General features: G+C 69.2%; 8 protein-coding genes. 2 read left to right on the forward strand and 6 right to left on the reverse strand.

What is annotated here, in order from left to right:
* Window positions 1-56: 56 nt before the first annotated feature.
* Both AB0D46_RS31570 and AB0D46_RS31575 read right to left on the reverse strand, forming a co-directional pair.
* Complete coding sequence (locus tag AB0D46_RS31570; RefSeq protein WP_267090166.1) at window positions 57-953, reverse strand: tRNA (adenine-N1)-methyltransferase; 897 nt, start codon at window positions 951-953, stop codon at window positions 57-59.
* Between the two features lie 18 nt (window positions 954-971).
* The gene (locus tag AB0D46_RS31575; RefSeq protein WP_362882571.1) at window positions 972-2,105 is read right to left on the reverse strand and encodes a site-2 protease family protein; all 1,134 of its coding nucleotides are present in this window, start codon (window positions 2,103-2,105) and stop codon (window positions 972-974) included.
* A 312-nt stretch (window positions 2,106-2,417) separates the two neighbouring features.
* Between AB0D46_RS31575 and AB0D46_RS31580 the strand changes: the two genes are divergently transcribed.
* Together AB0D46_RS31580 and AB0D46_RS31585 are read left to right on the forward strand one after the other, a co-directional pair.
* Entirely contained in the window at window positions 2,418-3,233 is an 816-nt protein-coding gene (locus AB0D46_RS31580) for a RecB family exonuclease (protein ID WP_362882572.1), read from the forward strand.
* 64 nt (window positions 3,234-3,297) lie between these two features.
* Window positions 3,298-3,972: a response regulator transcription factor gene (locus AB0D46_RS31585; RefSeq protein WP_362882559.1), complete on the forward strand. Its 675-nt coding sequence runs from the start codon at window positions 3,298-3,300 to the stop codon at window positions 3,970-3,972.
* A gap of 79 nt (window positions 3,973-4,051) precedes the next feature.
* Here AB0D46_RS31585 and AB0D46_RS31590 read toward each other — a convergent pair whose 3' ends face one another.
* From AB0D46_RS31590 to AB0D46_RS31605, 4 genes are all read right to left on the reverse strand, one after another.
* A complete protein-coding gene (locus AB0D46_RS31590; protein WP_362882560.1) occupies window positions 4,052-5,635 on the reverse strand; it encodes an ABC transporter substrate-binding protein in 1,584 nt (527 codons plus the stop codon).
* 71 nt (window positions 5,636-5,706) lie between these two features.
* Window positions 5,707-7,308 (reverse strand): ABC transporter substrate-binding protein, encoded by a 1,602-nt coding sequence (locus tag AB0D46_RS31595; RefSeq protein WP_362882562.1) that lies wholly within the window; start codon window positions 7,306-7,308, stop codon window positions 5,707-5,709.
* Window positions 7,309-7,787: 479 nt separating this feature from the next.
* A complete protein-coding gene (locus AB0D46_RS31600) occupies window positions 7,788-8,489 on the reverse strand; it encodes an HAD family phosphatase (RefSeq protein ID WP_362882564.1) in 702 nt (233 codons plus the stop codon).
* A gap of 112 nt (window positions 8,490-8,601) precedes the next feature.
* Window positions 8,602-9,798: vitamin B12 dependent-methionine synthase activation domain-containing protein (locus tag AB0D46_RS31605; RefSeq protein ID WP_362882565.1), on the reverse strand; the 1,197-nt coding region annotated here is incomplete at its 5' end.

Below are 9,798 nucleotides of genomic sequence, written 5' to 3' on the forward strand. Positions count from 1 at the left end.
CCGCAGCGCCTTCGTGTTGGGCGGGCCCGTGGGGTGGGCCGGGCCGGGGGTGACCGTTATGCGGAGCGGTCGCTGCCGGGGCCGTCGTAGTCGTCGCCGTAGGCGCCCTTGGAGGGGCGGCGGCGGCGCATCGGGGGTTCGACGCCGTCGGCGAGGCGGCGGGCGGTGACGAGGAAGCCGGTGTGGCCGATCATCCGGTGGTCGGGGCGGACCGCGAGGCCTTCGACGTGCCAGTTGCGGATCATCGATTCCCAGGGCTGCGGTTCGGCATAGCAGCCGAACTCGCGGATGGATTCGACGGTGCGCGAGAGCTGGGTGGTGGTGGCCACGTAGCAGCACAGGATGCCGCCGGGGACGAGGGCCTTGGAGACGGCCTCCAGGCATTCCCAGGGGGCGAGCATGTCGAGGATGACGCGGTCGACGTCGGTGTCGGACAGGTTGTCCTGGAGGTCGCCGACGGTCAGCTGCCACGCGGGGTGGGGGCCGCCGAAGTAGCGCTCGACGTTGGCGGTGGCGATCTCGGCGAAGTCCGCGCGGCGCTCGTAGCTGTGGAGCATGCCCTGGTCGCCGATGGCGCGCAGCAGGAAGCTGCTCAGGGAGCCGGAGCCCACTCCTGCTTCCACGACGCGGGCGCCGGGGAAGATGTCGGCGAAGGCCAGGATCTGGCCCGCGTCCTTGGGGTAGACCACGGCGGCGCCGCGGGGCATGGACAGGACATAGTCGGGGAGCAGGGGACGCAGCGCGAGGTATGCGACGTTGCCCGTGGTACGGACAACGCTGCCCTCGGGGGCGCCGATCAGCTCGTCGTGCGGGAAGGAACCCTTGTGGGTGTGGAAATTCTTCCCGGCTTCGAGCGTGAACGTGTAGTGGCGGCCCTTGGGGTCGGTGAGCTGAACCTGGTCCCCGACCTCGAAGGGCCCGCGTCGGCGGGCGGCACCGGTCGGTTCGGACATGTGACCAGTGTATTGGCTTCAGGACTGGGGCCGCGCCATGGCCTTGACGAAGGCCTTCTCGACGTCGAGGGCGGACAGGACGCCGTAGATGGTGCCGCCGGTTTCGAGGACGAGGTATTCGGTGGCGGGGTTGGCGCGGAGGTGGTCGAGGAGTTCTTCGCCGGTGAGTTCCGCGGAAACCTTCATGCCGTCGGTGAGGTCCTGGGCGAGGGTGCTGACGGCGACCCAGGGGCGGCGGTGTTCGGGTACGGAGGCGATGGCGGTTTCGCGGACGATGGCGGTGGGGTCTCCGAGGCCGTCGACGACCACGAGGGCGCGGGCTCCGGCCGCGTTGGCGCGGCGGAGGGCTTCGGAGAGGGGGGTGGCGTTCTCGACGGGGATGGCGCGGCGGGTGAGGGCGCGGGCGCGGAGTTCGGGGAGGTGTTCGCGCAGGCGGGCCATGCGGAGGCTGTTGCCGGCGCCGGTCCAGATGATGGCGGCCAGGATCGCGGCGAGGAGCGCGTCCATGACGGTGTTCATGCCGCCGATCTCGTCGGTGCGGTTGCCGAGGATGCCGGTGTGGGTGAGGAGGGGGAGGCCGAGGAGGACGGCGACGGCGAGGCCGCGTCCGACCCAGGCGGCGGCGATGGTGCCGGCCATGGGTTTGCCGGTGATGCCCCAGATGACGGCGCGGAGCATGCGGCCGCCGTCGAGGGGGAGGCCGGGGAGGAGGTTGAAGGCGGCGACGAGGAGGTTGGAGATCATGAGGCCGGCGAGGAGGACGCCGGGGACGGTGGCGGGGTCCACGGCCTTCATGCCGAGGTAGAAGATGCCGGCGAGGGCGAGGGAGAGGAGGGGGCCGACGAAGGCGAGGACGAATTCGCGGCCGGGTGTTTCGGATTCCTTCTCGATCTCGGAGACGCCGCCGAAGAACTGGAGCTGGATGCGGCGCACGGGGAGTTTGTAGCGGAGTGCGGCGAGGGTGTGGGCGAGTTCGTGGACGAGGACGGAGGCGTAGAAGGCGACGGCGAAGAAGAGGGAGACGAGGTAGCGGACGGGTCCGAGGTCGGGGAGGATCTGGTCGAGCTGGTCGCCGAAGACCCAGGTGATGAGGGCGGCGACGAGGAACCAGCTGGGGGAGACGTAGACGGGCACTCCGAAGGGGCGGCCCATGAGGATGCCGCCGCCCGGGTCGGAGCGCTTGGCTGCGCGCTCGCCGGTTTCGTCGGTGTCTGCCACGGCTTTCCTTCGTTCGGTGCTTGGGGTTCCAGTGTGGTTCAGGTGCTGGTGTAGCGGGGTGTGATGCTCCGATCATGCAGTGCGAGGAGGCTCGGCGTCGATGGTATGCGCGTGCTGTCGGCCGTGGACCGTAGGGTTTGACGCATGACGACGAGTCCCGGTGCCGTGCCAGGTGCTTCCGAGGTCGGCGTGGCGCCGGTCGCCGTGCCGCCCAGTTCCCTGTCGCCCTCGCGGGCCGGCGATTTCATGCAGTGTCCGTTGTTGTACCGGTTCCGGGTGATCGACAAGTTGCCGGAGAAGCCGAGTGCGGCGGCGACGCGGGGGACGTTGGTGCACGCGGTGCTGGAACGGTTGTTCGATCATCCGGCGCAGGAGCGGACGGCGCCGCGGGCGAAGGCGTTGATTCCGGGACAGTGGGACCGGTTGCTGGAGTCGAAGCCGGAGCTGGCGGAGCTGTTCCCGGAGGGGGACGAGGGGGCGGGACTGGCGCGCTGGCTGACGGAGGCCGAGGCGCTGGTGGAGCGCTGGTTCACGTTGGAGGACCCGACGCGGCTGGAGCCGGTGGAGCGGGAGTTCTTCGTGGAGACGGAGCTGGAGTCGGGGCTTCGGTTGCGGGGGATCATCGACCGGGTGGACGTGGCGCCGTCGGGCGAGGTGCGGATCGTCGACTACAAGACGGGGAAGGCGCCGCGGCCGGAGTACGCCGAGGGCGCGTTGTTCCAGATGAAGTTCTACGCGCTGGTGGTGTGGCGGCTGAAGCAGGTGGTGCCGCGGCGGCTGCAGCTGGTGTATCTGGGCAGCGGGGACGTGCTGACCTACGATCCGGTGGTCGCGGATCTGGAGCGGGTGGAGCGGAAGCTGCACGCGTTGTGGGAGGCGATCCGGGAGGCCACGGAGACGGGTGAGTGGCGGCCGCGGCCGACGAAGCTGTGCGGCTGGTGTGATCATCGGTCGGTGTGTCCGGAGTTCGGGGGCACTCCCCCGGTGTATCCGTTGACGGTGGTGCCGAGGCCGGCGGGGCCGCCGGTGGAGGTCGTGGTGGATCGCCCGGCGGAATCCTGATCTTGCCGTCAGGGCAGAATGGGCGTCGTCCGCCGTAGCCGCCCGACGAATTCGAGGTACCTCCGTGGCCATCCGCGTCCTGCTGGTCGACGACCAGCCACTGTTGCGCACCGGGTTCCGGATGATCCTGGAGGCGGAGCGGGAACTGGTGGTGGTGGGCGAGGCCGGGGACGGTCTGCAGGCGTTGGACCAGGTGCGGGCGTTGCAGCCCGACGTGGTGCTGATGGACATCCGGATGCCGCGGATGGACGGGGTGGAGGCGACGCGGCAGATCACGGGTCCGGAGCGGAACGGGCCGGCGAAGGTGTTGGTGCTGACCACGTTCGATCTGGACGAGTACGTCGTGGAGGCGTTGCGGGCGGGGGCGAGCGGGTTCCTGTTGAAGGACGCGCCGGCGACGGAGCTGGTGCAGGCGATCCGGGTGGTCGCGGCGGGTGAGGCGATGCTGGCGCCGAGCATCACGCGGCGGTTGTTGGACAAGTACGCGGGGCACCTGCCGTCGGGTGAGGACAGCGTGCCGGACACGCTGGGGACGCTGACGGAGCGCGAGGTGGAGGTGCTGAAGTTGGTGGCCCGCGGGCTGTCGAACGCGGAGATCGCGGCGGACCTGTTCGTGAGCGAGACGACGGTGAAGACGCACGTGGGTCACGTGCTCACGAAGCTGGCGCTGCGCGACCGGGTGCAGGCGGCGGTGTACGCGTACGAGTCGGGTCTGGTGCGGCCGGGCGCGACTCCGTAGCCGCCCGCCGCGGCGTCGGACGCGACGACGGGCCGGCAGCCGCTCCGCGCGGCTGCCGGCCCGTCGTCGTGTGCGGGGCTCAGCCCTTGCTGATCTCCCAGAAGCGGAAGACGGTGGAGGCGTCGAGGGACCACTGGAGGCCGGTGACGTTCTGGCGGGTGACGGCGTACTGCTTGCCCTGCCAGAGCGGGAGGATCGGGACCTCGTCGGCGACGATGTCCTGGAGCCGGTTGTAGTCCATGTTGGCCGCGGTGCGGTCGGCCTTCGCGGAGGTCGACGGGATGATGGTCCCGCTGATCTCCTTGTTGTCGTAGTTGTTGTGCAGGACGTTGTCCGGGCCGAAGAACGGCTGGGTGAAGTTGTCGGCGTCCGGGTAGTCGGGCACCCAGCCCTTCACGTAGATGCCGTACTTGCCGTCCTGGATGTCCTTCTCGTACTGCTCGTACTCGACGGACTTCATCTCGGCGTCGAAGAGGCCGCTGTCGTTGAGCTGCTTGGCGATGACCTGGAACTGCTGGTCGGTGGAGGGGCCGTAGCGCGAGGGGGTCGAGTAGAGGGTGACCTTGACCTTGCCGGTGATGTTCGCGGCCTTCAGGACGGCCTTGGCCTTCTCGGGCTGGGGGGTGCCGCCGTAGCGGTCGAAGAAGGGGGTGGTGTGTCCGGCGATGCCGGCGGGGACGATCGAGTAGAGCGGGACGGCGGTGCCCGCGTAGACGTCCTTGACGAGCGCTTCGCGGTCGATGAGGTAGGCGATGGCCTTGCGCACGGGCAGCTTGCCGACGACGGGGTCGTTGACGTTGAAGACCATGTGCTCGACTTCGGCGCCGGTGCCCTGGACGACGTCGACCTTCTGGTCGCCGGTCTTGGTGGCGGCGAGGCCGGCGATGTCCTTGGCGGCGAGGCCGCGGAAGGCGAAGTCGACGTCGCCGCTTTCCAGGACGGTCTTGAGGGCGGCCTGGTCGCCGTTGAAGAACTTCAGCGTGACGCCGGTGTTCTTGGCCTTGGCCTTGCCGCTGTAGGACTCGTTGACGGAGAAGCTCGCGCTCTTCTCGCTGAAGGAGTCGAGCTTGTAGACGCCGGAGCCGATGGCCTTGTTGTCGCCGCGGAGCTTGTCGGCCGGGTACTCGCGGCTGTCGACGATGGCGCCCGCGCCGGAGGCGATCTTGCTGGGGAAGGTCGCGTCGGAGTTCTTCAGGCGGAAGACGATGGTCTTCTCGTCGGGGGCCTCGATGGAGCCGATCGACGCGAGCATCACGGCGGGGCCGTTGGCGTCGTTGATCTTCAGGGTGCGCTCGAAGGAGAACTTGACGTCCTTCGAGGTGAGGCTGTTGCCGTTGCTGAACTTCAGACCGCTGCGCAGGGTGCACTTGAACACCTTGCTGTCGCCGCCCTCGAAGTTGCAGGCCTGGGCGGCGTCGGGCTCGGGCGTGGTGCCGCCCTTGGGGAAGCTCAGCAGCGACTGGAAGACGTTGTTGAAGAGCAGCCAGGAGCCCGGGTCGTAGCCGGCGGCGGGGTCGGTGGACTTCACCTTGTCGGATATGCCCATGACGACGCCCTTGCCGCTGCCGGCATTGGAGCCGTCGGTCGAACCGCAACCGCTGAGCAGCGCGGCGGCGGTGGCTGCGCCGAGCGGGGCCGCCAACCACTGGTTACGTCGGTTCACGCGAAAGTCCTTCACAGTCTGGTCTGAACGTTGTGCCGGCCTGCGACTCCCGCTGCCGGTTGGTGCCGGTCTCAGCCGCTGATTCCTCGGCCGAGTTCCCACAGCTGGAGGTCGGAGATGGCGTTGACGGACCACTCCGCTCCGGTGATCCCGTCGCGGGCGGCGACGTACTGCTTGCCCTGCCACAGGGGCAGGACGGGTACGTCCTCGGCCACGATGTCCTGCATCTCCGTGATCGCGGGGACGGCGACGTCACGGTCGCTCGCGCGCCGGGCGTCGGGGATGAGCCTGGTGCGCACCGCGGTGTTCGCGTACGGCGTGCCCAGGAAGTTGTCCTGCTCCAGGAACGGGGCGAGGAAGTTGTCGGCGTCCGGGTAGTCGGGGAACCAGCCGAGCCCGTAGGCGGGGTAGTCGCCCTTCTTCTGGGCGGGCCGGAAGTCGGTCCATTCGGCGCCCTGGACGGTGATGTCGAACAGCCCGGTGGAGTTGAGCTGGGTCTTGAGGGCCTCGAACTCGGCGGTGGTGCCGTCGCCGTAGTGGTCGGTGGTGTAGTTCAGCGTCAGCTTGACCGGGGTCTTGATCCCGGCGTCCTTCAGGAGGGCGGCGGCCTTGGGGGTGTTGGCCTCGCCGTACTTGTTGAAGAACGAGTTGACGTGCCCGTTGACGGTGGTGGGGACCAGCGAGTACAGGGGCTGGGCGGACTTCCCGTAGACCTTGGAGATGACGTTGTTGCGGTCGACGGCGGCGGCGAGCGCCTGGCGCACGGCCTTGTCCTTGACGACCGGGGCGTCGGTGTTGAAGCCGAGGTAGCGGATCTCCAGGCCGGGCATCGGGACCAGCTTGACGCCCTTGGGGGGCTTGGCCGACAGCTCGGCGATCTGGGCGGGCGACAGGGTGCGGGAGACGACGTCGATGGATCCGCCGGTGAGGGACTTGCCCATGGCGGCGGAGTCGGCGAAGGTGCGCAGTTCGACCTTGTCGTTCTGGAGCTTGATGTCGCCCTTGTAGTTCGGGTTCTTGGTGAAGACGGCGCGGACGAGGTGGTTGTCCTTGACCTCGGCCTTCATCGTGTAGGGGCCGGAGCCGTCGACGGCGAAGCCGGGGCGGAGCTTCTTGGCCTCGTACTGCTTCGCGTTGACGATGCCCGCGGCGGGGGTGGAGAGCTTGTACGGGAACGTCGCGTCCGGGGTCTTCAGGTGGAAGACGACGGTGTCGGTGCCCTTGGTCTCGATGTTGTCGAGGGTGGAGAGCAGCGAGGAGGGGCCGTTCTCGTCCTTGATCGCGAGGACGCGGTCGATGGAGTACTTGACGTCCTTGGCGGTGAGGGGGTCGCCGCTCGCGAACTTCAGGCCGGGGCGCAGGACGCAGCGGTAGCTCTCGTTGCCGGTGTCGGTGAAGCGGCAGTCGGAGGCTGCTTCGGGGACGGGCTCGCCGCCGCCGCGGGGGGTGTGCATCAGCGTCTGGACGGTCTGGCGCAGGATGTTCCAGGCGCCGGCGTCGTAGGCGTAGGCGGGGTCAAAGGGGGCGGGGGCGTAGTCGGCAGCCTCGAACCGGTCGGTGGTGCCGACGACGATCGCTCCGGATCCCGCTCCTCCGGTCGCTGTGCCGCAGGCGGCGAGCGTGGGGGTGAGCAGTCCGGCCGCGGCCGTCAGCACCAGGGTCTTGCGGTTCATTCTGGAAGTACTCCCTCACCCGGCACTTGCTCAAAGCGGCGTAGAGGGCACTGCGCGGCGGTCGCCCGTTCAGGGCGGAACGATCGGGCCGGTGTTTGACGATCGGTCCACGCGCGAACCGGTCACAGGGGTGTGTGTTCGGTACGGCAGAGGTGCGGCGTAGTGCCCGCGTCGACATTAGTGGCCTGGGACGGGATGGCTGGAACTGGCAGGAGTTGGGGCGTAATCGCACGGTGATGGGTGCGGACTGACAGCTCATGCGGGCGAGTTCGCAGATGGGGCAGGAGCTGATCAATCCGGACACATGGGGAGGCCGCAGGGCCTGCCGGGGAGCCTGGCGGGCAGCTGTCGGGTGACCAAGGTCACCCTGTACAACGCTTCCTTGAGGGATGGAATTTCGGCCTCCGGGGCCGGGGACGGAAGATCCTCCGCCAGGACCTCCGACCTGCCTCATTCCGTTCGGTACGGAGCGTACGTGCTCAGTTCATCGGAGTGATGAGGGAGCGCAGGAACGTCAGGTCGACGTCCTCCAGCGAGCGGACGATCGTCCGGCCGGGCGCCGGCTCGATCCGGCCGACGGACGGGATGGCCACGACCCGGCAGCCTGCGGCCTCGGCGGCGGCGACGCCGGTGGCGGTGTCCTCGATGACGGCGCACCGCGAGGGGTGCGCGCCGAGGGCGCTCGCGGCGAGCAGGTACGGGTCGGGGTGCGGCTTGGTGCGGGGCACCTCGTCCCCGGCGACGGTCATGGTGAACCGGTCGCGGCCCAGGGTGAGCAGGACGTGGTCGATGACGCGGCGGTGCGAGGCGGAGACGAGGGCGGTGGGGATGTTGTTCCGGGCGAGTTCGGCCAGCAGCCGCTCCGCTCCGGGCATCAGCGGGACCTGTCCGGCGATCCGCGCCTCGAAGCGCTCGTTGAGGAGCACGCTGAGTTCGGCGAGGTCGATGCTGGCGCCGGTGGACTCGATGAGGAACGCGGCGCTGCGGCTCATGGGGCCGCCGACGACGACGTCGCGCCAGGCCTCGTCGAGGCGGTGTCCGAGTTCACCGAAGATCTCGGCCTCGATCTCCCACCAGAACCCCTCGGTGTCGATGAGGGTGCCGTCCATGTCCAGCAGCACCGCCTGGAGGGCGTGCCCGTCGGCCGTGCGGGTGACGGGGGCGGGAACGGTGCTGGTCAATGCGCACACCTCTTTCAGGGGACGATGAGGCCGGTCACCTCGGCCCGCGGGGACGTGCCCCGGGATCAGGTGACCGGCCTGTATGGGACCGTCCAGTGTACGCCGATGCCTCTCAGCGCGCGTTGAAATACTTCGCTTCGGGGTGGTGGATGACGATGGCGTCGGTGGACTGCTCGGGGTGGAGCTGGAACTCCTCCGAGAGGTGCACGCCGATCCGTTCGGGCTGGAGGAGGTCGGCGATCTTGGCGCGGTCCTCCAGGTCGGGGCAGGCGCCGTAGCCGAGGGAGAAGCGGGCGCCGCGGTACTTGAGGTCGAACATGTCCTGGACCTGGGCCGGGTCCTCGCCGCCGAATCCGAGTTCGGCGCGGACGCGGGCGTGCCAGTACTCGGCCATGGCCTCGGCGAGCTGGACGGAGAGGCCGTGCAGCTCCATGTACTCGCGGTAGGCGTTGGCCTGGAACAGCTTGGCCGTGGCTTCGCCGATCTTCGAGCCGACGGTGACGACCTGGAGGCCGACGACGTCGGTCTCGCCCGACTCCTCGGGGCGGAAGAAGTCCGCCAGGCACAGGCGGCGGCCGCGGCGTTGGCGCGGGAAGGTGAAGCGGGTCCGCTCGTTGCCCTGCTCGTCGAGGATGATCAGGTCCTCGCCCTTGGAGACGCAGGGGAAGTAGCCGTAGACGACGGCGGCTTCGAGGAGGTTCTCGGTGTGCAGCTTCTCCAGGAGGCCGCGCAGGCGGGGCCTGCCCTCGTCCTCGACGAGTTCCTCGTACGTCGCGCCGCCGGCGCGGGCCTGCTTGAGGCCCCACTGGCCCTTGAAGAGGGCGCCCTCGTCGAGCCAGGACGAGTAGTCCTTGAGCGGGATGCCCTTGACCACGCGGGTGCCCCAGAACGGCGGGGTGGGGACGGGGTTGTCGACGGAGACGTCGGACCGGCCGCCCGGCTCCTCCGGCTCGTCCACCTGGAGGGCGGCGGTGTCCCGCTTGGCGACGCGGCGCTGCTTGAGTTCGGGCAGGGTGGCGCCGGGGACGCCGCGCTTGACGGCGATCAGGGCGTCCATCAGGCGCAGGCCCTCGAAGGCGTCGCGGGCGTAGCGGACTTCACCCTCGTAGATCTCGTGGAGGTCCTGCTCCACGTAGGCGCGGGTGAGGGCGGCGCCGCCGAGGATGACGGGGTAGTCGGCTGCCAGCTTGCGCTGGTTGAGCTCCTGGAGGTTCTCCTTCATGATCACGGTGGACTTGACCAGGAGTCCCGACATGCCGATGACGTCCGCGCGGTGTTCCTCGGCGGCTTCGAGGATCGCCGAGACGGG

It is taken from the genome of Streptomyces sp. NPDC048383 (genome assembly GCF_040651775.1).
Classification (GTDB): Bacteria; Actinomycetota; Actinomycetes; order Streptomycetales; family Streptomycetaceae; genus Streptomyces.

What these genes read in the sequence shown, in the direction of transcription:
- AB0D46_RS31570 (WP_267090166.1), bottom strand. Translation starts at nt 953, where the DNA reads ATGTCCGAACCGACCGGTGCCGCCCGCCGACGCGGGCCCTTCGAGGTC.
- AB0D46_RS31575 (WP_362882571.1), bottom strand. Translation starts at nt 2,105, where the DNA reads ATGGGCCGCCCCTTCGGAGTGCCCGTCTACGTCTCCCCCAGCTGGTTC.
- AB0D46_RS31580 (WP_362882572.1), top strand. Translation starts at nt 2,418, where the DNA reads ATGCAGTGTCCGTTGTTGTACCGGTTCCGGGTGATCGACAAGTTGCCG.
- AB0D46_RS31595 (WP_362882562.1), bottom strand. Translation starts at nt 7,308, where the DNA reads ATGAACCGCAAGACCCTGGTGCTGACGGCCGCGGCCGGACTGCTCACC.